22 protein-coding genes are annotated in these 20,883 nt (G+C 65.3%); 12 read left to right on the top strand and 10 right to left on the bottom strand.

Going from position 1 to position 20,883, the window contains the following annotated elements; all coding sequences use genetic code 11:
* Positions 1–59: 59 nt before the first annotated feature.
* Entirely contained in the window at positions 60–1,700 is a 1,641-nt protein-coding gene (groL, locus tag DXH78_RS10175; RefSeq protein WP_115516923.1) for a chaperonin GroEL, read from the bottom strand.
* Positions 1,701–1,736: 36 nt separating this feature from the next.
* The gene (locus tag DXH78_RS10180; protein WP_115516924.1) at positions 1,737–2,033 is read right to left on the bottom strand and encodes a co-chaperone GroES; all 297 of its coding nucleotides are present in this window, start codon (positions 2,031–2,033) and stop codon (positions 1,737–1,739) included.
* 312 nt (positions 2,034–2,345) lie between these two features.
* On the opposite strand from DXH78_RS10180, the gene DXH78_RS10185 reads away from it, so the two are divergent.
* A complete protein-coding gene (locus DXH78_RS10185) occupies positions 2,346–2,930 on the top strand; it encodes a hypothetical protein (RefSeq protein WP_245416788.1) in 585 nt (194 codons plus the stop codon).
* Between the two features lie 137 nt (positions 2,931–3,067).
* Entirely contained in the window at positions 3,068–4,258 is a 1,191-nt protein-coding gene (locus DXH78_RS10190; protein WP_115516925.1) for an MFS transporter, read from the top strand.
* A 12-nt stretch (positions 4,259–4,270) separates the two neighbouring features.
* Here DXH78_RS10190 and DXH78_RS10195 read toward each other — a convergent pair whose 3' ends face one another.
* On the bottom strand, positions 4,271–4,900 hold the full coding sequence (locus tag DXH78_RS10195) for a protein phosphatase CheZ (protein ID WP_115516926.1): 630 nt from the start codon (positions 4,898–4,900) through the stop codon (positions 4,271–4,273).
* Positions 4,901–5,293: 393 nt separating this feature from the next.
* Here DXH78_RS10195 and DXH78_RS10200 point away from each other — a divergent pair, with 393 nt between their 5' ends.
* On the top strand, positions 5,294–6,007 hold the full coding sequence (locus tag DXH78_RS10200) for a L,D-transpeptidase (protein WP_115517841.1): 714 nt from the start codon (positions 5,294–5,296) through the stop codon (positions 6,005–6,007).
* A 5-nt stretch (positions 6,008–6,012) separates the two neighbouring features.
* On the opposite strand, the gene DXH78_RS10205 is transcribed toward DXH78_RS10200, so the two are convergent.
* Genes DXH78_RS10205 through DXH78_RS10215 form a run of 3 tightly spaced genes read right to left on the bottom strand, consistent with a single transcriptional unit; the run spans position 6,013 to position 8,723 of the window.
* Positions 6,013–6,744: a DUF2076 domain-containing protein gene (locus DXH78_RS10205; protein WP_115516927.1), complete on the bottom strand. Its 732-nt coding sequence runs from the start codon at positions 6,742–6,744 to the stop codon at positions 6,013–6,015.
* A 41-nt stretch (positions 6,745–6,785) separates the two neighbouring features.
* A complete protein-coding gene (locus DXH78_RS10210; protein WP_115516928.1) occupies positions 6,786–7,664 on the bottom strand; it encodes a ChbG/HpnK family deacetylase in 879 nt (292 codons plus the stop codon).
* Between the two features lie 3 nt (positions 7,665–7,667).
* Positions 7,668–8,723 (bottom strand): glycosyltransferase family 2 protein, encoded by a 1,056-nt coding sequence (locus DXH78_RS10215; RefSeq protein WP_430727482.1) that lies wholly within the window; start codon positions 8,721–8,723, stop codon positions 7,668–7,670.
* Between the two features lie 134 nt (positions 8,724–8,857).
* Here DXH78_RS10215 and DXH78_RS10220 point away from each other — a divergent pair, with 134 nt between their 5' ends.
* From DXH78_RS10220 to DXH78_RS10240, 5 genes are all read left to right on the top strand, one after another.
* Positions 8,858–9,310: a GtrA family protein gene (locus DXH78_RS10220; RefSeq protein WP_245416789.1), complete on the top strand. Its 453-nt coding sequence runs from the start codon at positions 8,858–8,860 to the stop codon at positions 9,308–9,310.
* Between the two features lie 138 nt (positions 9,311–9,448).
* A complete protein-coding gene (locus DXH78_RS10225) occupies positions 9,449–9,742 on the top strand; it encodes a hypothetical protein (RefSeq protein ID WP_147292609.1) in 294 nt (97 codons plus the stop codon).
* A gap of 66 nt (positions 9,743–9,808) precedes the next feature.
* Positions 9,809–11,086 carry a cystathionine gamma-synthase family protein gene (locus DXH78_RS10230; protein ID WP_115516931.1) on the top strand — a complete coding sequence of 426 codons (1,278 nt, stop codon included), beginning with the start codon at positions 9,809–9,811 and terminating at the stop codon, positions 11,084–11,086.
* Positions 11,087–11,195: 109 nt separating this feature from the next.
* Entirely contained in the window at positions 11,196–11,519 is a 324-nt protein-coding gene (locus DXH78_RS10235) for an ArsR/SmtB family transcription factor (protein ID WP_115516932.1), read from the top strand.
* Between the two features lie 44 nt (positions 11,520–11,563).
* Positions 11,564–12,949 carry an NAD(P)-binding domain-containing protein gene (locus DXH78_RS10240; RefSeq protein WP_115517843.1) on the top strand — a complete coding sequence of 462 codons (1,386 nt, stop codon included), beginning with the start codon at positions 11,564–11,566 and terminating at the stop codon, positions 12,947–12,949.
* Positions 12,950–12,974: 25 nt separating this feature from the next.
* On the opposite strand, the gene hisG is transcribed toward DXH78_RS10240, so the two are convergent.
* Positions 12,975–13,946, bottom strand: coding sequence for an ATP phosphoribosyltransferase (gene hisG / locus DXH78_RS10245; RefSeq protein ID WP_115516933.1), 972 nt, complete (start codon positions 13,944–13,946; stop codon positions 12,975–12,977).
* Positions 13,943–15,103, bottom strand: a complete 1,161-nt coding sequence (locus tag DXH78_RS10250) for an ATP phosphoribosyltransferase regulatory subunit (protein ID WP_115516934.1) — start codon at positions 15,101–15,103, stop codon at positions 13,943–13,945. Before DXH78_RS10250 ends, hisG begins: the two co-directional genes overlap by 4 nt.
* A 242-nt stretch (positions 15,104–15,345) precedes the next feature.
* Between DXH78_RS10250 and DXH78_RS10255 the strand changes: the two genes are divergently transcribed.
* Positions 15,346–15,810 carry a nuclear transport factor 2 family protein gene (locus DXH78_RS10255; RefSeq protein ID WP_115516935.1) on the top strand — a complete coding sequence of 155 codons (465 nt, stop codon included), beginning with the start codon at positions 15,346–15,348 and terminating at the stop codon, positions 15,808–15,810.
* Positions 15,811–15,836: 26 nt separating this feature from the next.
* Positions 15,837–16,301, top strand: coding sequence for a nuclear transport factor 2 family protein (locus DXH78_RS10260; RefSeq protein WP_210209534.1), 465 nt, complete (start codon positions 15,837–15,839; stop codon positions 16,299–16,301).
* 6 nt (positions 16,302–16,307) lie between these two features.
* On the opposite strand, the gene DXH78_RS19860 is transcribed toward DXH78_RS10260, so the two are convergent.
* Positions 16,308–16,472 carry a hypothetical protein gene (locus DXH78_RS19860; protein ID WP_168192765.1) on the bottom strand — a complete coding sequence of 55 codons (165 nt, stop codon included), beginning with the start codon at positions 16,470–16,472 and terminating at the stop codon, positions 16,308–16,310.
* A 131-nt stretch (positions 16,473–16,603) separates the two neighbouring features.
* A complete protein-coding gene (hisS, locus tag DXH78_RS10265; RefSeq protein WP_115516937.1) occupies positions 16,604–18,127 on the bottom strand; it encodes a histidine--tRNA ligase in 1,524 nt (507 codons plus the stop codon).
* Between the two features lie 126 nt (positions 18,128–18,253).
* Here hisS and aptA point away from each other — a divergent pair, with 126 nt between their 5' ends.
* Positions 18,254–19,597: an omega-aminotransferase AptA gene (gene aptA / locus DXH78_RS10270; RefSeq protein WP_115516938.1), complete on the top strand. Its 1,344-nt coding sequence runs from the start codon at positions 18,254–18,256 to the stop codon at positions 19,595–19,597.
* A gap of 212 nt (positions 19,598–19,809) precedes the next feature.
* Positions 19,810–20,814, top strand: coding sequence for an efflux RND transporter periplasmic adaptor subunit (locus tag DXH78_RS10275; RefSeq protein ID WP_115516939.1), 1,005 nt, complete (start codon positions 19,810–19,812; stop codon positions 20,812–20,814).
* The last annotated feature ends 69 nt before the right edge of the window (positions 20,815–20,883 follow it).

Below are 20,883 nucleotides of genomic sequence, written 5' to 3' on the forward strand. Positions count from 1 at the left end.
CGACATAAAAAAGGCCCGGCTTTCGCCGGGCCTTTCTGCTTTTGATCGAAGCAGGGCGCTTACATCATGCCGCCCATGCCACCCATGCCGCCGCCCGGCGGCATGGCCGGACCGGCTTCCTTCGGCAGTTCGGCAACCATGGCTTCGGTGGTCACCAGCAGGCCGGCCACCGAAGCGGCGTCCTGCAGCGCGGTGCGCACGACCTTGGCCGGGTCGACGATGCCCTTGGCGACCATGTCGACATACTCTTCGTTCTGCGCGTCGAAGCCGTAGGTCTCCGACTTCTCTTCGAGGATCTTGCCGACCACGATCGAGCCTTCGACACCGGCGTTTTCCGCGATCTGGCGGATCGGCGCCTCAAGCGCCTTCAGCACGATGTTGATGCCGGCCTGGACGTCCGAGTTGTCGTTCGACAGCTTGCCGACCGCCTTCTTGGCGCGCAGGAGCGCGGTACCGCCGCCGGGGACGATGCCTTCCTGAACGGCAGCGCGTGTGGCGTTGAGCGCGTCCTCGACGCGATCCTTCTTTTCCTTGACCTCGATCTCGGTCGCGCCGCCGACGCGGATCACCGCGACGCCGCCCGCGAGCTTGGCCAGACGCTCCTGCAGCTTTTCCTTGTCGTAGTCCGAGGTGGTTTCCTCGATCTGCGCCTTGATCTGCTGCACGCGCGCTTCGATGTCGGCTTTCTTGCCGGCGCCGTTGACGATCGTGGTCTTTTCCTTCTCGATCACGACCTTCTTGGCGCGGCCGAGCATGTTCACGGTGACGTTCTCGAGCTTGATGCCGAGGTCTTCCGAGATGAGCTGGCCGCCGGTCAGGATGGCGATGTCTTCCAGCATCGCCTTGCGGCGATCGCCGAAGCCCGGCGCCTTCACGGCCGCGACCTTGAGGCCGCCGCGCAGCTTGTTGACGACGAGCGTGGCGATGGCTTCGCCTTCGACGTCTTCGGCGATGATGATGAGCGGCTTGCCCGACTGCACGACGGCTTCGAGCACCGGCAGCATCGACTGCAGGCCCGACAGCTTCTTTTCGTGCAGGAGGATGTAGGCATCCTCGAGCTCGGCGATCATCTTCTCGGCGTTGGTGACGAAGTAGGGCGAGATGTAGCCGCGGTCGAACTGCATGCCTTCGACGATCTCAACCTCGGTCTCCATCGCCTTGGCTTCTTCAACCGTGATGACGCCTTCGTTGCCGACCTTCTGCATCGCCTGCGCGATCATCTTGCCGATCTGCGAGTCGCCATTCGCCGAGATGGTGCCGACCTGCGCGACTTCCGCGGAGGACGAAACCTTCTTGGCGCGCTTCTCGATATCCTTGATGACCGCGGCCACGGCGATGTCGATGCCGCGCTTGAGATCCATCGGGTTCATGCCGGCGGCAACCGACTTGGCGCCTTCGCGCACGATCGCCTGGGCCAGCACGGTCGCGGTGGTGGTGCCGTCGCCAGCCAGATCGTTGGTCTTCGAGGCGACTTCGCGCAGCATCTGCGCGCCCATGTTCTCGAACTTGTCCTCGAGCTCGATCTCCTTGGCGACGGTGACGCCGTCCTTGGTGATGCGCGGGGCGCCGAACGACTTGTCGATCACGACGTTGCGGCCCTTCGGACCGAGCGTGACCTTCACGGCGTTGGCGAGAATGTCGACGCCGCGCAGCATGCGATCGCGCGCGTCGCCGGAGAATTTGACGTCTTTGGCAGCCATGTGAGTTTACTCCAAATGATTGGTGCTGGCGGGCGCTTAGGCGACGACGCCCATGATGTCGCTCTCCTTCATGATCAGGAGATCTTCACCGTCGATTTTCACTTCGGTGCCGGACCACTTGCCGAACAGCACGCGGTCGCCGGCCTTGATGTCGAGCGGGATGAGCTTGCCGGTTTCGTCGCGGCCGCCTGGGCCGACGGCGATCACTTCGCCTTCCGACGGCTTTTCCTGGGCGGTGTCGGGGATGATGATGCCGCCCTTGGTCTTCTCGGAGGCGGTGATGCGGCGCACGACAACGCGGTCGTGCAGGGGACGGAACTTGGTCTTGGCCATGGGGATTTCCTTGGACTTCTTCGTTGAACCGGATGGCGACGGAGTAGACGGGGCTTGGCCCGTGCCTCCGGCGCCGAAGCGTCGGCCGCTGTGACTGAAATTGCAGGGATTATAACCCCTTAGCACTCCCTGATAGAGAGTGCCAATTGCGCCAGCGGAGATATTGCCTTAACGGTTGGGTGTCAAGCTGGGGCTGGTCGCGAATGTGGCCGCATTCCGGGCACAAGTGGCCGCTACCGAGCGTTAAGGCTTTTGCTTGCACCGCGTGCCGATGCCCCGCACTCTCACATCAAAGAGTTTTCAGGAGTCCCGATGAGCTTTGCCAACCGCCAAGGTCTGCCCGGCACCCGCCTGCGGACCGCCCTGGTTCTCGGTGTCATCGCGCTCGGGATTGCCGGCTGTTCGACGACGCCCAGTGCGCCGCCCGAGCCGCCGCCGCCGCCCGTGGTGCCGACCTTGCCGCCGGGTTTCCCGCCTCAGGATATTGTCGGAAGCTGGGGCCTCGCCGCCTACCATCGCGAAGAAGATCGCGTGCGCACCGAGACGAATGCCGCTAGCCAGTGCCGGCAGCCTTATGTGATCACCTTGGGCTCGACCGGCGGCGTCATGATGCATCTCGCCGACCAGGCAACGCCGACCGAACTGCGTCTCAAGGGTGCGCCAGGCGGCAAGACCTATATCGGTCCCGATGGCGACCCGCCGGGCAGCCAGCAGGACCGTGAGGTGGTGCAGTTCGATGGCCGCGTGCTTATCCTGCACTGGATGGACCCCGAGGTTCAGGGTCGCTACGGCAACATGATCTATGTGCGATGCTCGCCGGAGGGGGCGAAGAAGAAGCCTGCCGCCAAGCCGCGGCCCGCGGCGGCCAAGCCCAAGCCGAAGCCTGCTGCGCGGTAGGCACCGGAAGGCGCACCGCCTATAGTGGTCATGGCCGGGCTTGTCCCGGCCATCTCGCTTGGGAGGGCGCAGTGCCCGACTGATCGGGACGCCCAGGACAAGCCTGGGTATCGCAGACCCAGGCATGACCCGCGCTGATGATCCCGCCGAGTGATTTCATCCACGGCCCTTGGCGCGCAGTGCCGGTGCTCGGCGTCACGCAAATTCTGGCCTGGGGCGGCATCTACTACACGCCGGTGCTGATCGTGCCGATGATCGCGCGCGAGCACGGCTGGTCGATGTCCTTCGCCATGGGTGGCTTCTCCGTCGCCCTGCTGGCGGCCGGCCTCTCGGCGCCTTACATCGGCCGCGCCATCGATCGCTTTGGCGGCCATCTCGTAATGACCGCCGGCTCGCTGCTCGGCGCGCTCGGCCTCGTCCTGATCACCATCGCCGAGCATCGCGCCGCCTACATTGCAGTTTGGATACTCCTCGGCGTCGCATTGTCGGCGAGCCTCTACGACGCCGCCTTCGCCTCGCTCGGCCGCATCTTCGGCGCCGCCGCGCGGCGGCCGATCACGGCGTTGACCTTGGCCGGAGGCTTTGCGTCGACCGTGGGTTGGCCGGCCACCCATTTCCTCACCGAAGCGGTGGGCTGGCGCGGCACCTATCTCATCTATGCCGCGCTGCTTGTCGTCATTGCGGCGCCGCTGCATGCCTTCCTGCTGCCGCGCGAGCGCTTCGCCGCGGCCCCGCCGCCAACCGACGGCATCAAGGCTCCGGACAAGGTGCTGCCGGCGCGCGGCTGGCCATTCGTTCTCGTTGCCGGCGGTTTTGCCGTTTACGCCTTCGTGCCGTCGGCGCTGGCGGCGCATCTCCTTGCGATCTTCGCGCGCTCCGGCATCGACAGCGACACGGTGGTGTGGATCGGCGCGCTGTTCGGCCCGGCCCAGGTCGGCGCCCGCGTTATCGAATTCGCCTTCGGCCGCAACCTGCATCCTTTGTGGATCGCGCGCATCGCGCTGACGACCTTGTTTACCGGCTTCATCATGATTGCGGTGCTCGGCATCGCGCCGCCGGTGGCGGCCGCCTTTGCCATCGTCTTCGGCGGCTCCAACGGCCTTATCACCATCGCGCGCGGCGCGGTGCCGCTCGCGTTGTTCGGCGCCTCCGGCTACGGCCGGCTGATGGGCCGGCTGGCTTTTCCGTTCCTGCTGGTGCAGGCGGCGGCGCCGCTGGTGATGGCGGCGGTGATCGACGGCCTATCCGACACGGCGGCATTGGCGCTGGCCTGCGCTTTCGGTACGGCCGCGCTCGTTTGTTTCTATGTGATCAGACGGCCGGCCTAGACAGCGCGGTTGTCAGGCAAACATCCGGTCGATGTCGCGCTGTGTGGCGTGGCCAAGGTCCCCGGTCAATTTGGGGCCGTTGAGCAGGCCATCGCCTTTGGCCGATCCATCCATCGGCTCGGATGCGGCATGGACGCCGTTGCAGCGCGCGAGAATGACGTCGAGCTGCTTTTCCACCGACGCCAGCATGCCGATCACCTTGCCGATATGCTGACCGGCGATATCCTGGAAATTGCAGGCTTCGTAGATCTTGACGATCTGATCCTGGATATCCTGGGCGAGGCCGCGCCTGAAATCGTCGGACAGACTGGCGGCGAGTGTGCGCGCGCTGTCGTCGGCGGCTTCGGCGGTGCCGAGGATGGTGTCGGTTGCGCCGCGCATCGCGGCGACGGCAGCGCCGAGTTCATCGCCGGCGCGGGTGAGGCGACGCTCCGCGCCATCGCCGATCATCGCGACGAGTTCGCGCTTATTGTGCGCGACCGACTCGTGAATGTAGGCAAGCTCGGCCTTGAGCCCGAGCAGCGCTTCGACATTGTCGCTCGGCGTGGCTGCAGGGATCGGCGGCGCGCGCATGGCAAGGCCGGCGCCCGGCTGCCGCCGCGCCGCAAGCATCGCTTCGATCCTGAACACCTTGCGCTGCACGGTTCCGGGTCCCGCTTGTCGAAGTCAGGCTTTACCGCGTGGTGAATTAACAGCGCGTTGCACCGCGAAAACGTGATTAAAAGATCGTGTATGTCGCGAAGCGCCGGTTAACCAAGACCGCCGGCATTTTACTCAAAATAAACGCTGGCGGTGACGAAGTTCACTGGCGACGGACCCGCGCATGGCTCGATTTACCAATCGGTGCTTGATTGGGAGCATGAGCGGGCGACGTTTGTTTGTTGTGTGAGTGGCGTAATGCGTCAGCGTTCGACGATCCTTGGCCTGGCCGCGCTCGTGCTGTGCGCGATGCCGGCGCACGCGCAGTACTATGCGCAGCCGCAGCAGCAATATTACGCGCCGCCGGTGCAAGGCCGCGCCGTGCCGCGCGCGCAAATGCAGATGGCTACTCCGCCGATGGTGGTTGTCGCGCAGCCGCAGCGCATGGAGCGCGGCCTCGGCGGCGGCTTCATCGAGGCGATATTCGGTGGCGGTGGCAGCAGCGACCGCATGCAGGGCTACGTGCCGTTGCCGCATCAGCAACAGCAGCCGCAATACGTCGCGCCGCCGCAGGGCTATTATGGCCAGCCCGCCCCGGTGCAGCAGGTCTACGCCAACACCGGTCCGATTGTCGGTGAGCCGCTGGCGCCGCGCGATTATCCGATCAATCCGATCTACGAAAGACAGGAAGTCATCTATCGGGGCCCTGAAGAGCCGGGCACGGTCGTCATCGATACGCCGAACAAGTTTCTGTATCTCGTTCAGCCGGGCGGACGCGCACTGCGCTATGGCATCGGCGTCGGCCGGCCGGGCTTCACCTGGGCCGGCACGCATCTGGTGTCTGCGAAGAAAGAATGGCCGGACTGGACGCCGCCGAAGGAAATGCTGGAGCGTCAGCCTTATCTGCCGCGCCACATGGAAGGCGGGCCGAACAATCCGCTCGGTGCGCGCGCGCTCTATCTCGGCTCGACCCTCTATCGCATCCACGGCTCGAACGAACCGTGGACCATCGGGCAGAACGTATCGTCGGGCTGTATCCGCATGCGCAACGCCGACGTCGAAGACCTCTACGAGCGCGTCAAGGTCGGCGCCAAGGTCGTGGTGATGTGAGCGGCCTAGGCGTCGCCGCCGCCATCGCCACCGAAGTCACCGCCGAAATCACCGTTGTCCGCGGTGTCGAACTGATCGCCCGAAGAATTGTCGTCGTCGAACAGTCCGGCCCGGCGATCGCCGCCGACATCGTTCAAGCCGGCGTCGCGCGACAGGTCGCCGCCCGCGGCATTGTCGCTTCCGCTCCACGGATTGCTTGAGCCCTGATCGCGCGGCACGTCGGCCATGGCGCTGCCGCTGTGGTGGCCGCCAAACATGCCGCCCAGCGCATTGAACAGCAGCGAGCCGCCGATGACGCCGGCCGCGGTCGCCGCCGCGGTGCCAAGGAACGAGGGGCCGCCGCCCGGAGCTTGCGCCTGCGGTGCTGCATTGAACGGCGAGGCGGGCTGCGCCGGCGCCAGCGCGCCGCCGGTGTTCCAGCGTGAATCCGAAGCGCCGCCCGCGCGCACGCTCGGCACCGAGCCGCGGCCGCCGCCCAGCGCGTTGCGCATCGAATCGAGAAAACCGCCGCTCGCGGGCGCTTCGGCTTCACCGCTCAGTTCGCGGATGCGGGCTTCGGCCTGCTTCAAGGCCTCGTCCTGCACCAGCACGGTCTGGGTGAGCGCATACAGTGCGTGCGGCGCGCGCTGTGAGGCCTCGGCGATGGCGCGCTCGGCGCTGGCATCGCGCGGCATCGTCTCGAGTTTGGCGAGCTTGTCGAACAGCTCGTCGATCATCTGGCGTTCCTGCGGCGTCATGAACTTCCTCCCAAAGCGCGCGATCGGCACGCCCCCAGCATCTAGGAAGCGCCGCCGCCTGTGCCAGAGGGCTGCGCCCGATCGGCACTCGCCAATTCGACATGGTGCGCGGCGAGCACGGCCGGATAAGCATCCGAGTTGAAAAAGGCGAATTCGTGCTCACGCAACGTCGTCAGGCTGTCGAGCGAACGTAGCTCGGCATCGACGAAGCCCGGATGACACATGATCAGGCCGCCATCCGGCAGCCCCTTGAGGAAGCGGGGAAATATCTTGGTGAAATCGGCCTTCGGATTGAACGAATAGGCCCCGGCAAAGGCCGGATTGGTGGCGACGCCGAGCCGGGCCGCCTTGGTGCGGAAGCCGACATTGAGAATGTCGATGACGAGCGCCTTCGGTTCATGCAACGGCCGGGCGCTGCGCGGCCGGCCGCACTGGCGCACCCAGGCCCCGGGCACGGTCTCCGCGGCGACCTTGAGGAAAGCGTCGCGCACCTGCGGCAGCAGCTGCACATGCTGGTGGCCGTCGAGATAGTCGGGCAGACGGCCGAACAGCCCGACAAAGGCCTCGACCTGCGTGGCGATTTCGATGGTCAGCATTTCGACATTGAGCCGCCGCACCATCGAGAGCCGCATCAGGTCGGTTTGCGGCAGGAAGGCGCCGTCGCGCAGCGGCGCAAAGCCGGCGCTCAGCGGCTTGAACGGCGCGGTGAGCGTGACATGCAGGCCGATCGCGGCTTGTCCGTCGCTGTTCGCGTCGACCAGCGCGTCGGCATCGGCGCGATCGAGATGCGTCGCCGCCGTCATCACCGACGTGGCATTGAGCCGCCGCCGCGCGATCAGTTGGCGGATGGCGTCATTGACGCCGGGCGCCATGCCGTAATCGTCGGCGCACAGCCAGATGCGGCGGGTTCTGGCGGACAAGGCCTACTCCGCGCCCGCGGTGCGCGGCACGTCTTGCTTGGTCTCTTTCACGCTGTGTTCGGCGACGACATAGACCGGGCGGCCTTTGACCTCGGACAACAGCTTGCCGATGTACTCGCCGAGCACGCCGATCATCAGCAGTTGCACCGCGCCGATGAACATGATGCTGACCACCAGCGACGGATAACCCGGCACGTCCTTGCCGAACAACAAGGTCTCCAACATGATCCAGAGGCCGAACAGCAGCGCCGTGGCGGCGAGCAGCACGCCGAGCAGGCTGGCGACGCGCAGCGGCGCCACCGAGAACGACGTCAGCCCTTCGATCGACAGTCCGATCAGCGACCAGACATTCCAGCTCGTGACGCCGTGCTCGCGTTCGGCCGGCTCGTAATCGACGCGCACCTGACGGAAGCCGATCCAGGTCGACAGGCCCTTGAAGAAACGGTTGCGCTCGGGAAGCTGGCGCAGCGCCTCGGCGGCGCGCGGCGAGAGCAGGCGGAAGTCGCCCGCGTCTTCCGGAATTTTAAGGCGGGCGCGCCAGTTCAGCAGCCAGTAGAATCCGGCGACGCCCTGCCGGCGCAGGAACGGCTCGTTCTCGCGATGCGCCTTGGCGGTATAGACGACGTCGTAACCGTCATCGAGCCAGCGCGACACCAGAGTGCCGATCAGGCTCGGCGGATGCTGGCCGTCGCCGTCCATGAACAGCACGGCGCCATGCCGGCAATGGTCGAGGCCGGCGAGCAGAGCGGCTTCCTTGCCGAAATTGCGCGACAGGCCAATCGCCTGCACGTCGAGCGACAAGGCCGGCAGCGCCAGCGCCACGCGGAAGGTGTCGTCGCGGCTGCCGTCATCGACATAAATGACCTCGACCGCGAGGCCATATTTGCTGGTCAGCGAGCGCGCGACTTCGGCGATCCGCTCGTGCAGGACCGGCAGGCCCTTGGCCTCGTTGTAGACGGGCACCACGATCGACAGCCCGCCCGCCGGCGCACTGCGCCCGGCCCCTGTCTTGTCGGCTCGGTTGGCCGATTTCCGGGGTTTTGCCGGAGATTTAGGCACGTAAATTCTCCATGTAAGCGGCGATCTATAGCGCATGGATGCCGCCTTGTCGCCCCGGTGGCCGCCGCGGTCTTGTCCGCGGAACCTCCTTTTCGGACAAGACCTTGGCGAGCCGGGATGGTAAGGAAGCCCGCATGATCGAAATGCTGCAAAATCTTGTTCACCGGCTCAAGGTGGCCTGGGCCGAGCGGGCCATCGCCCTCAAGGCCCTCAGCTTCGCCATGATCGGCGTGGTCAACACGGCGATCGACTTTTCCATCTTCTGGACGGCCAACCAGTTGCTCGGCTGGCGGCTGGTGCCGGCCAATGTCATTGCCTGGGTGACGGCGGTGTCGTTCTCCTATGCGATGAATTCCTTCATCACCTTCGGCCCGGAGTCCGGCCGGGTGCTGCGCTGGCGCGACTATGCCACCTTCGTTGCCTCCGGCGTTGCCGGCATGGTGGCCTCGACCGCGACTTTGGTGGCGCTGTCCTATGTGCTGCCGGTGGTCGCCGCGAAACTCATCTCGATCCTGGTCAGTTTCGTGGTCAATTTCTCGCTGTCGCATTTCGTGGTGTTCAAGAGCCGCGAACAGCAACGCTCGTAATCCGGCGCCGGATTTTACGCCGGCGCTACGCGCCGGTTATGGTGGCGCTACACGTGGCGTTGTCTTTTAAAGACCCAATTTGCGTTTCCATGGCGCGACAATTTCATAGCGTGCGGCTTCGTCGCTATGGAGCTGAAGATGCGCCTTGCCGTCCTGGCCGCTGTTGTACTCACCGTCTGGAATGTCGCGCCCGCAGCGGCCGAAGACGCATTCATCCAGCCGCGCAATCTGCCTGCCAGTGCCCGGGCCGAGACGACCGCCGATGCGCCCACCTACGACGAATGTTTCCAGCTCGGCTGGGTGCGCGGCGTTCATGTCGAGCGCGGCGAATGGGACGATTTCTACAGCCAGTGCCGTCAGGGCGAGGTGCCGTTCGCGAGCGGCATGAACGTCGATTCGGTGCCACTCGACCACCGGCACGCGGTGCCCTAGCGGCCACAATCTTCTGCTAGCCTTTGTGCTGCGGCCGCCCGCGCCGCCAGCACAAAGGACATCGCCATGGCCGCGCCCCGCGCCTCCAAGACGCAGATCGGCAATCATCGCCTCAATCCCGAGACCTTGATGCTCGGCTATGGCTACGATCCGATGCTGTCGGAAGGGGCGGTCAAGCCGCCGGTGTTTCTCACCTCGACCTTCGTGTTCGGCACGGCGGAGGAGGGCCGCGATTTCTTCGATTATGTATCGGGGCGCAAGACGCCGCCGGCCGGCACCGGAGCCGGACTCGTTTACTCACGCTTCAATCACCCCAACAGCGAAATCGTCGAAGACCGGCTCGCCATCTACGAGGGCGCCGAAGCGGCTATCCTGTTCTCCTCCGGCATGTCTGCGATCTCGACATCGCTGATGGCCTATGCGCGCCCCGGCGACGTCATCGTGCATTCGCAGCCGCTGTATGGCGGCACCGAGACGCTGTTGAGCAAGACATTCGCGCAATTCGGCATCAAGTCGGTGCCGTTCGACGACGGCGTCAGCGAAGCCGCCATTCGCGCCGCGCTCGCGAAAGCGCAGACGCTCGGCCGCGTCGCCGTCGTGCTGATCGAGACGCCGTCCAACCCCACCAATACGCTGGTCGATGTCGCGCTGGTGCGCCGTCTCGCCGACGAGGTGGGCGCCGCACAAGGCCACCGGCCCATCGTCGCCTGTGACAACACGTTGCTCGGGCCGGTGTTTCAGCGTCCGCTGGATTTCGGCGCGGATCTCTCGCTCTACTCGCTGACCAAATATGTTGGCGGCCATTCCGACCTGATCGCCGGCGCCGCGCTCGGCAGCCAGGCGGTGATCGGCCCGGTCAAGGCGCTGCGCAGCGCCATCGGCACGCAACTCGATCCGCATTCATGCTGGATGCTCGGCCGCTCGCTCGAAACATTGTCGCTGCGCATGGAGCGGGCCAACACAAACGCGAAGGTCGTCGCCGAATTCCTGCGCGATCATCCGCGCGTCGCCAAGGTTCATTATCTGCCGTTCCTCGGCGAGGGGCCGGCGCGCGCGACCTACGAGCGGCAATGCACCGGCGCGGGCTCGACCTTCTCCTTCGACATCAAGGGCGGGCAGGCGGAGGCCTTCGCCTTTCTCAATGCGCTGGAAGTGTTCAAGCTGGCCGTCAGCCTGGGGGGGACCGAGTCGCTTGCCAGTCACCCGGCGGCGATGACGCATTCCGGCGTGCCGGCCGATGTGCGGGCCCGCATCGGCGTGCTCGACACCACGATCCGCCTGTCGGTCGGCATCGAGCATCCCGACGATCTCGTCGCGGACATCGCGCAAGCGCTGGCGGGGTAGCGACAACGCCGCTGCGGTCGCCGGTGCAGCATAGTGTCTATATTTCTATATTTCTATATTTCTAGAAATATGATTGACTCGCCATCGTCTTCTGGCTATAGAAAAGACCATGAAGATCGACGACGCCGCCGCACGCCTCGAAGCCCTGGGCAATCCGACGCGCCTGCAGATCTACCGCGCCCTGGTGCGCGCGGGCGATCCCGGCCTGGCGGTCGGCAAGCTGCAGGCCAAGCTGGATGTCGCCGCCTCGACCCTGTCGCATCATCTCAAGACGCTGATGGCGGTGGAGCTCATCACCCAGGAGCGGCAGACCACGACGCTCATCTGCCGCGCCAACTACAAGGCCATGCACGGTCTCATCGGCTTCCTCGCCGATGAATGCTGCGCCGACGCGGCCTGCGCGCCGGCGGCCGCGAAAGCCAAGGTCGCCTGAATTTTTTTGTCTACTAATTCGATAATTCTAGAAGGATGGACATCATGAGCACGCAGAGCAAGACGGTCGCCATCATTGGCGCGGGTCCGGTCGGCCTCGCGGCCGCGGCGCATGCGCTGGAACGCGGCCTGACGCCGGTCGTCGTCGAAGCCGGCGCCGAGGCGGGGCACGCCGTGCGCCAGTGGAGCCATGTGCGCATGTTCTCGCCATGGGAATACAATATCGACCGAGCTGCCGAGCGGCTTTTGACGGCGGTGGGCTGGAATTCACCCGATCCGCAGCAGTACCCGACCGGCGGCGAACTGGCGGAGCGCTATCTCACGCCGCTCGCCGAGCGCACCGCGCTCAAGGATCACATCCGCACGACGAGCCGCGTGACCGCGATCAGCCGCGTCGGCTTCGACAAGATGAAGACCAAAGGCCGCGAGCACGCGCCGTTCGAACTGCGCTATCAGAACGGAGCCGGGCAGGGGACGTTACGCGCCGACTTTGTCATCGACGCCTCGGGCTCCTGGTCGTCGCCCAATCCGGCCGGCGCCGATGGGCTGACCGCGATCGGCGAGACGGAAGCGCAGACCCGCATCGCCTATGCGATGCCCGACGTTTTGGGCCGCGCCCGCGCGCGCTATGCCGGCAGGAAGGTCGCGGTGCTCGGCAGCGGCCATTCCGCCGTCGGCACGTTGATCGATCTTGTCCGGCTGAAGCAGGATGAGCCGGCGACGGAGGCGATCTGGCTGGTGCGCGGCGACCGGCCGGAAAAGGCTTTCGGCGGTGGCGCCAACGACAAGCTGGCCGCGCGCGGCGAGCTCGGCGCGCGCCTTGCGCAGTTGGTGGCCGACGGCGCCATCACCGTTCAATCGGAATTCCCCGTCACTCACATCGCCCTGCGCGAGAATGGTCTGCGCATCGGCGCGGGATCGGCCTGCTGCGGCCGCAGCGTCATTGTCGATGAGCTGATCGTGGCGACCGGCTTCCGTCCCGATCTGTCGTTCCTGCGCGAGATGCGGCTTGCGCTCGATCCGGCGCTCGAATCCGCACAGGCGCTCGGCCCGATGATCGATCCGAACGAGCACAGTTGCGGCACCGTGCGCCCGCATGGCGCGCGCGAACTGGCGCAGCCGGAACCGGGCTTCTACATCGCCGGCATGAAATCGTACGGCCGCGCGCCGACCTTCCTCATGCTCACCGGCTACGAGCAGGTCCGTTCCATCGTCGCCGACATCATCGGTGACCGGGCCGGCGCCGAACGCGTGGAGCTTGTGCTGCCGGAAACCGGCGTGTGCAGCCTTTCGCCGGCCGCTGGCGAAGCGTCCGCTTGCTGCGGCGGCCCGGCGAAAGCGGATGTCAGCGCCTGCTGCGCCGCTGACGAGACGGCCAGGGCAACGACCGGAAGCGGCTGCGGTTGCGCCTCGAGCGGAAAGGCCGCCTGAGCGCGGCTGCGGCGAAGACGCGGCGCTACAGCGCCGCTTCCAGCTTCGCGAACAGCGGATTGTCCTTCGAGAACACGTAATCGAGGTCGGCCACGGCGACGGCTTCGGCGCCGCGCTCGCGCAGGAACGCCGTGAGCGCGTAAACCTGGCCCGGCGGGCAGTGCAGCGTCAGCATGCCCGACGAGGTCGGGCCGCCGAACGGCGTCTGAACGCCAAACTTTGCTTTCGCATCGTCAACCAGTTTCGCATCGCACGCGGGAAAGCGCGAGCGTACTTCGCGGAAGGCGCGGGCGCGCGCCTGTGCGGCAATGCGATCGAGAATGACGCGCGCGGTCTCGCGCGTGCCATTGGCCCAGTCGGCCGTACGCGCGGCCACGAGATTGGCCTGCGAGCGCAGGATGACGCCGTCGTCGACGATCTTCAGCGCATTGGCGTGAAGCGTCGAGCCGGTCGAGGTAATGTCCACGATCAGTTCGGCGGTGCCGGCGGCCGGCGCGCCTTCGGTCGCGCCTGCGCTTTCGACAATGCGATAGTCGATGACGCCGTGCGCCGAGAAGAACTCGCGCGTCAGGTTGATGTATTTGGTCGCGACCCGCATCTTGCGGCCGTGATGCTGGCGGAAGCCGGTGGCGACGTCGTCGATGTCGGCCATGGTGCGCACGTCGATCCAGGCCTGCGGCACCGCGACCACGACATTGGCGTGGCCGAAGCCGAGCGGCTCGAGCAAGACGACGCGTTTGTCGGCGTCGGCAATCTGCTCGCGCACCAGATCCTCGCCGGTGATGCCCATGTGGACGCTGCCGGCGGCCAGCTGCGCGGTGATTTCGCTGGCCGAAAGATAAGCGACCTCGACGCCGTCGAGGCCGGCGACGGCGCCGCGATAGTCGCGGGCGCCGCGCGGCTTGACGAGTTGCAGGCCGGACCGCGCGAAGAAGGCCTCGGCGTTTTCCTGCAGCCGGCCCTTGGCGGGCACGGCGAGAATGAGGGGCGCGCTCATCGGGCGCCTCCATAGACGGTCAGGCGTTCGACCCAGAGCGAGAAGCCGATGGCCGGGATCGGGTCGGCGGCGCCGAGCCGCGTCAGCAGGCCGTCATAGCGGCCGCCCGACACCAGCGGATCGCCGCTGCGCGCCGGATCCGTGAGTTCGAAGACGAAGCCGGTGTAGTAATCGAAGCCGCGGCCGAAGGCGGTGGAGAAGTGCAGGCGCTTCAGGTCGATGTCGCGCGCGGCCAGGAAGCCGTTGCGGCTTTCCATCAGGTCGAGCGCCAAGCCGAATTCATGACCGAGGTTCATGTCTGCGGCCAGCGCGCGCAGCTCGGCGGCCGCCTCATCCGGATCGCCGGCGATGGCCAGGAAGCGCTCGATCAGGCCGCGCACGTCGCGCGGCAGCTTGGTCGAGGCGCCAAGCGCCGATTGCTCGAGGAAGCGGTCGGCAATCTCGGCGACCGAGCGGCCGCCAACGGCGCTGATGCCGGCGATGGACAACAGGTCAGTGACCAGCGCGTGCGCGCCTTTCGGGTCGGAGCCGGCGAGCGCGGCGAGCACGCCCTGATATTCCGGGCGGCCATTATTGCCACCGAGCACCAGGCGATCGAGATCCTGCGCGAGGTTGGCCTTGCGGTTGAAATCCTTGATCAGCCGGCGCTTCCACGCCGGCGCCAGATCGAGCGCGGCGATGAGCGCAGCAAACAAGGCGACATCGCCGGTGCGGATCGTCGGTTCGCTCAGACCGAAATGTGTGGTGGCCTCGAGCCCCAGCACGAGCATCTCTGCATCGGAGGCAGCCGTGTCGGTGCGGCCGAAGCTCTCGACGCCGGCCTGGAGGAATTCGGCGCTGCCTTCGGCGCGATGGCGGAAGACCGGGCCGAGATAGCAGTAGCCGGCCGGCTTACCGGCCTGGGTCGAGGCCAGATAGTCGCGCGACACCGGGATGGTCAGGTCAGGCCGCAGGCACAATTCGGCGCCGCCCGGCGCAGTGGTGAGAAACATGCGGCGGCGAATGTCCTCGCCCGACAGATCGAGGAACGGCTCGGCCGGCTGCAGGATGGACGGCGACACATGGGCGTAACCGGCGCGCTCATAGGAGGCGAGCAGCGCTTCCGCGCGGGCATCCAGTGTGGCGCCTGTGCCGCTTGTTGGCCAATTCCCGTTCATCGTCGTCCAGCATCCTGATCGTCGTGCGGCGCTTTAGCACGCCAAGTTTAAGGTTTCGACGACGAATGCCGCCCCGCGGGCCTGCCCTTCGAGCTTAAATCACTGGCGTCGTTAACAAAATTCGCTCTGCCTACGGCCGGCATGCGGTTGTGCGCTGCGGCAGAAGTGGGCCAGCAAGTACCTGACAAGTAAGGAAATTTCAATACAACCGGCGTTCACTGGTGTGAGGAGGCTCGCGCCCGATGGCCCACACGGTAACCCGGCAGGTCGTGGACGCATTCTACGACGCGTACACCACCGGCGACCGCGACAAACTCGCGGCCATGCTGCATGACGACGTCGCGTGGAGCATCCGCGGCCCGGTCGCCGTGCTGCTTTTCTGCGGCGAGCGTCACGGCAAGGCGCAGGTGCTCGAACTAGCGAGTGGCGTCTTGCAGAGCGTGCTGGCCGACCTCAAGGTCACCCATGATTCCGTGGTGATCGATGGTGACGATGTCGCCACGCTCAACCGCCTGACGGCGCGACGCCGTTCGGACGGGCGCACCATCGGCTACCGCTTCGCCCACTTCATCCGCTTCAAGGACGGCAAGGTGATCGAAACCCTGTCGATCATCGATACCTTCGATGCCGCCGAGCAGATGCTTGGCCATTCGCTGGCCGTTGCCGACGATGCGCCCGCGACCCCCAGGAACCTGGTGTTGCTATGACACACGCATTGCAACATCAGCCCATCATGGACCGGACCGTCGATCCGGCATTCGCCGAGGCTTATTTCAACGCATTCGCTTCGCGCAATCCGGCCAAATTCGCCCCGTTCCTGCATGACGAGGTCGTCTGGACCATCAGCGGCCCGATCGACGTCTTCCCTTATTGCGGTATGCACCGTGGCAAGGCGGCGGTCATCGACATCATGGCGCGCCAGGCGCCGAAGGTGATCCGCGACGTCAAGGTGGTGCGAGACAAGTTTCTGGTCGAGGGCAATCGCGGCGCGGCGCTGACCCGTCTGACTGCCCATGTGGTCGCCGACGGTCGCACAGTGAGCTACCGGGTCGCCAATTTCTTCCGGTTCCAGGATGGCAAGGTCGTCGAGAACGTGTCGTTGATGGACAGTTTCGACGCGGCCGAGCAGTTGCTCGGTCACGTTATCGAAGTCGGCGACGCACCGCCGCTCGCCGACGACAACCTTATCGCGATTTAGCGCAGGTTATTGCTCGGGCGCCATGGTGGCGCGGGCCGTTTCGGCTTTGCCGTCAACAGGAGCTTCGGCCGGATCGGCCGACGGCGAGACCGGCACGACGCGCGGTTTCGGTGCGGAACCGGAGTGCCGCTGCATCGTCATCGAAATTGGGTAAGTCCAACGATCATCCATCGGACCGTCTCCCCGGTACGCTTGTTGTCGGTTTTGCGGCACAATGCGCCAGAACCGTTTTCGTTCCGGGGACGTCTATCGATCGGAAGTTTACAGCGAATAACCGCTTGATGACATGGCGGTGAAAATCGTCAGGCGCGGCCGTGCCGCGCCAGCACCTTGCGCACTTCGGCAACCAGGTCAGCTTCGTTGACGGAAAACTGCGCCTCGGCCTGCTTCTTCAGGTAATCCTCGCGGTCGCTGGCATTCTCGGCGGCGAGTTCCGCGCCGAGAATGAGGTCCTTGATGATGACCTGGCCGGCGGTGCGCTCGTCCGAGCCCTGGATGATGGCGCAGGGGCTCGATCGCTTGTCGGCATATTTCAATTGCTGGCCGACATTGTTCTTCGGATTGCCGAGATAGAGCTCAGTGCGGATGCCGGCATTGCGCAGTTCGCTCACCATGCGCTGGTAGGCGGCGACATTGTCGCGGTCCATGATGGTGACGACCACCGGACCGGGTTCCGGCTTCGACGGTAATTTACCGAGCGCGGTGAGCGCGGCCTGCAGGCGCGACACGCCGATGGAGAAGCCGGTCGCCGGCACCGGCTGGCCCATGAAGCGCGAGACGAGGCCATCGTAACGCCCGCCGCCGCCCACCGAGCCGAAGCGCACCGGGCGGCCTTTCTCGTCTTTCACTTCGAAGGTGAGTTCAACTTCGTAGACCGGGCCGGTGTAGTATTCGAGACCGCGGACGACCGTTTGGTCGATGCGAACTCTTTCTGGAAAATATCCAGCGCCCTCGATCAAACTGCGAATTTCCTCAATCTCTTTCACGCCCTCGTTGAACAGAGGCGTTCTTTCGAATTTGTCAGGCAGCGTCAGGAGCGCATCGCCTTTATAGTTAGCGGTCGGCTCCGTTGGAGAAACAAACTGGAGAACCACATCAACTTGATCGCCATTAAGCCCGGCGCCTTTGGTGAAGTCGCCGCTTTCGTCTTTGCGCCCTTCGCCCAATAGTTCCTTCACGCCGGCGATACCGAGACGATCGAGTTTATCGATCGCACGCAATACGGTTAGGCGCTTCCCCGCGTTAGCCTCGCCTCCGAGACCAATCATGTCTAGAAGGCCATCCAGCAGCTTCCGGTTATTCACCTTCACCACATAGTCGCCGCGCTTGATGCCGAGCGCTTCCATGGTGTCGGCCGCGAGCATGCACATCTCGGCATCCGCGGCCATGCTGGCCGAGCCGACCGTGTCGGCATCGAACTGCATGAACTGGCGGAAGCGGCCGGGGCCGGGCTTCTCGTTGCGATAGACATAGCCGTTGCGATAGCTGCGATAGGGCAGCGCGAGGTGCTGGTAGTTTTCAGCGACGTAGCGCGCCAAAGGCGCGGTCAGGTCATAGCGCAGCGAGATCCACTGCTCGTCATCGTCCTGGAACGAGAACACGCCTTCATTCGGCCGGTCCTGGTCGGGCAGGAATTTGCCGAGCGCGTCGGTATATTCGAAGGTCGGTGTCTCCACCGGCTCGAAACCATACAGGTCGAACGTCTTGCGAATGGTCTCGACCATCGCCCGCGTGGCGGCGATTTCGGCGGGGCCCCGGTCGGCGAGGCCGCGCGGCATCCGCGCCTTGAGTTTTTGCGGTTTCTTGCCTGATTTCGGGTCGGACATGTTCGTTCTGAATATCTGAGGGGTGATTTTCGCCGTGGTAGCAGCCGTTTCCTGCTTTGTCATTATCGGGGAAAGCGGATATTCGTGGGGCTCACGAATTCAGTGAGCAAGCAGAGGCGCGCCCCCATGGCCACGGCCCCCAAGATTTCGTCTTCCTCCGTCCCCAACGACCTCGCGCCGTTCTGGATGCCCTTCACCGCCAACCGCTCCTTCAAGGCGCGCCCGCGTATGGTGGCGAGCGCCAAGGACATGCACTACTTCACGCCGGAAGGTCGCAAGATCATCGATGCCTCGGCCGGCTTGTGGTGCACCAATGCCGGCCATAACCGGCAGCCGATCGTCGAGGCGATCCAGAAGCAGGCCGCCGAGCTCGACTTCTCGCCGACCTTCCAGTTCGGCCATCCCAAGGCGTTCGAACTGGCCTCGCGCATTGCCGCACTGGCGCCGGCCGATCTCGACCATGTGTTTTTCTGCAATTCGGGCTCGGAGGCCGACGACACCGCGATGAAGATCGCTCTGGCCTATCATCGCGCCAAGGGCAACGCCTCGCGCGTACGCTTCATCGGCCGCGAGCGCGGCTATCACGGCGTCGGCTTCGGCGGCACCGCAATTGGCGGCATGGTCGCCAACCGCAAGCAGTTCGGCGCGCTGCTCGCCGGCGTCGATCATCTGCAGTCGACCTATAACCGTGCCGAGCAGGCTTTCTCGGTCGGCGAGCCGGATTGGGGCGAGCATCTCGCCGACGAGCTCGATCGTCTGGTGGCGCTGCACGACGCCTCGACCATCGCTGCCGTTTTCGTCGAGCCGGTGTCCGGCTCGACCGCGGTGCTGCCGCCGCCGAAGGGTTATCTCAAGCGCCTGCGCCAGATCTGCGACAAGCACGGCATTCTGCTGGTGTTCGACGAGGTCATCACCGGCTATGGCCGTCTCGGCCATGCTTTCGCCGCCGAGCGTTACGGCGTGGTGCCGGACATGATTTGCTTCGCCAAGGGCATCACGTCGGGTTCCGTGCCGATGGGCGGCGTCATCGCGCGCAAGGGCATTCACGATGCCTTTATGACCGGACCGGACCATGTCATCGAACTGTTCCACGGCTACACCTATTCGGCGCATCCATTGGCCTGCGCTGCCGGCCTCGCGACGCTCGATCTCTACCGCGACGAAAACCTGTTCGAGCGCGCGCGCAAGCTGGAGCCGGTCTGGGCCGATGCGGTGATGAGCCTCAAAGGCCTGCCGGGCGTGCTCGACATCCGCGTCGTCGGCCTGATGGCGGGCATTGATCTCGCCAGCAAGCCCGATGCCGTGGGCAAGCGCGGTTATGACGCGATGGAAAGCGGCTTCCACGACCACGGCATCATGTTCCGCACCTCGGGCGATGCCATTGCGATGTCGCCGCCGCTGATCGTGACCGAAGACCAGATCGACGAAATCATCTCCAAGGTCGCGGCGATCATCAAGCAGGGGGCGTAAACTCCGCCTCATCCTGAGGAGCATCGCCAAAAGCGCGATTACGCGCGTCTTCGACGCGCTATGGCGATGCGTCTCGAAGGATGGGGCGGTCCCATGGTTCGAGACGGCCGCTTTGCGGCCTCCTCACCATGCGGCCGGTTGGGCATTGTAACGTTCCGCGCCCCTTGCGGTACGTCAATTGCCGCCACGCGCGCCGTCGGTAAGATGGCGATATGCAGAAACGGCGCATTTTCGTCATCGCGGCTGTCGCCTTGATCGTCATCGGAGCGTTGGTCTGGTGGCGCTATAGCCAGTGGCCCCGCGTCGCCGCGGTTGCCGCCGCGCGCGGCACAGCGGTCGAAATCGTCTACGCCACCGGGGGCGTCGAGCCGGTGCGCTGGGCTAAGGTGGCCAGCGTTATCCGCGACCGCATCGTCGAAATCTGCGACTGCGAGGGCGACCGCGTTGCCAAGGGCGATGTGCTGGCGCGGCTCGACGATCGCGAGGTGCAGGCGCAGATGAAGGAACTGCGCGCCCGCGAGGCCTTTCTCAAGAGCGAGCTGGAACGCGTCAGCCAATTGATCACCCGCGGCTCCGCCACCACGCAGGCCTATGAGCGGGCCGGGATGGATCTGCAGCAGGTGCAGGGTCTGATCGCTGTGCAGACCGAGCGGATCAACGACTACACGATCGTCTCGCCGATCGACGGCATTGTTTTGCGCCGCGACGGCGAAATCGGCGAAATCGCCGAAGCCGGGCAGATACTGTTTCGCGTCGGCGTGCCGACGCCTTTGCAGGTGGTGGCCGAGGTCAATGAAGAGGACATTCCGCGCGTCGCGTTCGGCCAGGTCGTGCTGTTTCGCACCGATGCCTTTCCCGACCGGCGGCTCGAGGGCAAGATCAGCGAGATCACGCCGATGGGCGATGTCACCGCCAAGACCTTCCGCATCAAGGCGGCGCTGCCTTCCGACACGCCGCTCAAGCCCGGCATGAGCGTTGAGGCCAATGTCGTCACCCGCGAGAAACCGAATGCACTGCTGGTGCCGACCGACGCGGTGCAGGACAGCGCCGTGTTCGTCGTCGATGGCGTGCATGCGCGCAAGCGCGCGGTGACCGTCGGCATTCGCGGCACCCGCGCGGTCGAGGTCATCGATGGTCTGAAAGAGGGCGAACGCGTCGTCTCGCCGGCGCCGGCCGGGATCAAGGACGGCGCGCGGCTGCGGGTGACGGAGCCGTGACGGCAACGCGCACACATTGGTCATTCCGGGACGCGCGTGAAACGCGCGGCCCCGGAATGACGGCGTTGA

This window comes from Undibacter mobilis (genome assembly GCF_003367195.1).
Classification (GTDB): Bacteria; Pseudomonadota; Alphaproteobacteria; order Rhizobiales; family Xanthobacteraceae; genus Pseudolabrys; species Pseudolabrys mobilis.

Bases quoted from the DNA above. Each gene is read 5' to 3' on its own strand.
- groL (WP_115516923.1), bottom strand. From the start codon at position 1,700: ATGGCTGCCAAAGACGTCAAATTCTCCGGCGACGCGCGCGATCGCATG.
- DXH78_RS10180 (WP_115516924.1), bottom strand. From the start codon at position 2,033: ATGGCCAAGACCAAGTTCCGTCCCCTGCACGACCGCGTTGTCGTGCGC.
- DXH78_RS10185 (WP_245416788.1), top strand. From the start codon at position 2,346: ATGAGCTTTGCCAACCGCCAAGGTCTGCCCGGCACCCGCCTGCGGACC.
- DXH78_RS10190 (WP_115516925.1), top strand. From the start codon at position 3,068: ATGATCCCGCCGAGTGATTTCATCCACGGCCCTTGGCGCGCAGTGCCG.
- DXH78_RS10200 (WP_115517841.1), top strand. From the start codon at position 5,294: ATGCAGATGGCTACTCCGCCGATGGTGGTTGTCGCGCAGCCGCAGCGC.
- DXH78_RS10205 (WP_115516927.1), bottom strand. From the start codon at position 6,744: ATGACGCCGCAGGAACGCCAGATGATCGACGAGCTGTTCGACAAGCTC.
- DXH78_RS10220 (WP_245416789.1), top strand. From the start codon at position 8,858: ATGATCGAAATGCTGCAAAATCTTGTTCACCGGCTCAAGGTGGCCTGG.
- DXH78_RS10225 (WP_147292609.1), top strand. From the start codon at position 9,449: ATGCGCCTTGCCGTCCTGGCCGCTGTTGTACTCACCGTCTGGAATGTC.
- DXH78_RS10230 (WP_115516931.1), top strand. From the start codon at position 9,809: ATGGCCGCGCCCCGCGCCTCCAAGACGCAGATCGGCAATCATCGCCTC.
- DXH78_RS10235 (WP_115516932.1), top strand. From the start codon at position 11,196: ATGAAGATCGACGACGCCGCCGCACGCCTCGAAGCCCTGGGCAATCCG.
- DXH78_RS10240 (WP_115517843.1), top strand. From the start codon at position 11,564: ATGAGCACGCAGAGCAAGACGGTCGCCATCATTGGCGCGGGTCCGGTC.
- hisG (WP_115516933.1), bottom strand. From the start codon at position 13,946: ATGAGCGCGCCCCTCATTCTCGCCGTGCCCGCCAAGGGCCGGCTGCAG.
- DXH78_RS10250 (WP_115516934.1), bottom strand. From the start codon at position 15,103: ATGAACGGGAATTGGCCAACAAGCGGCACAGGCGCCACACTGGATGCC.
- DXH78_RS10255 (WP_115516935.1), top strand. From the start codon at position 15,346: ATGGCCCACACGGTAACCCGGCAGGTCGTGGACGCATTCTACGACGCG.
- DXH78_RS10260 (WP_210209534.1), top strand. From the start codon at position 15,837: ATGGACCGGACCGTCGATCCGGCATTCGCCGAGGCTTATTTCAACGCA.
- DXH78_RS19860 (WP_168192765.1), bottom strand. From the start codon at position 16,472: ATGGATGATCGTTGGACTTACCCAATTTCGATGACGATGCAGCGGCAC.
- hisS (WP_115516937.1), bottom strand. From the start codon at position 18,127: ATGTCCGACCCGAAATCAGGCAAGAAACCGCAAAAACTCAAGGCGCGG.
- aptA (WP_115516938.1), top strand. From the start codon at position 18,254: ATGGCCACGGCCCCCAAGATTTCGTCTTCCTCCGTCCCCAACGACCTC.
- DXH78_RS10275 (WP_115516939.1), top strand. From the start codon at position 19,810: ATGCAGAAACGGCGCATTTTCGTCATCGCGGCTGTCGCCTTGATCGTC.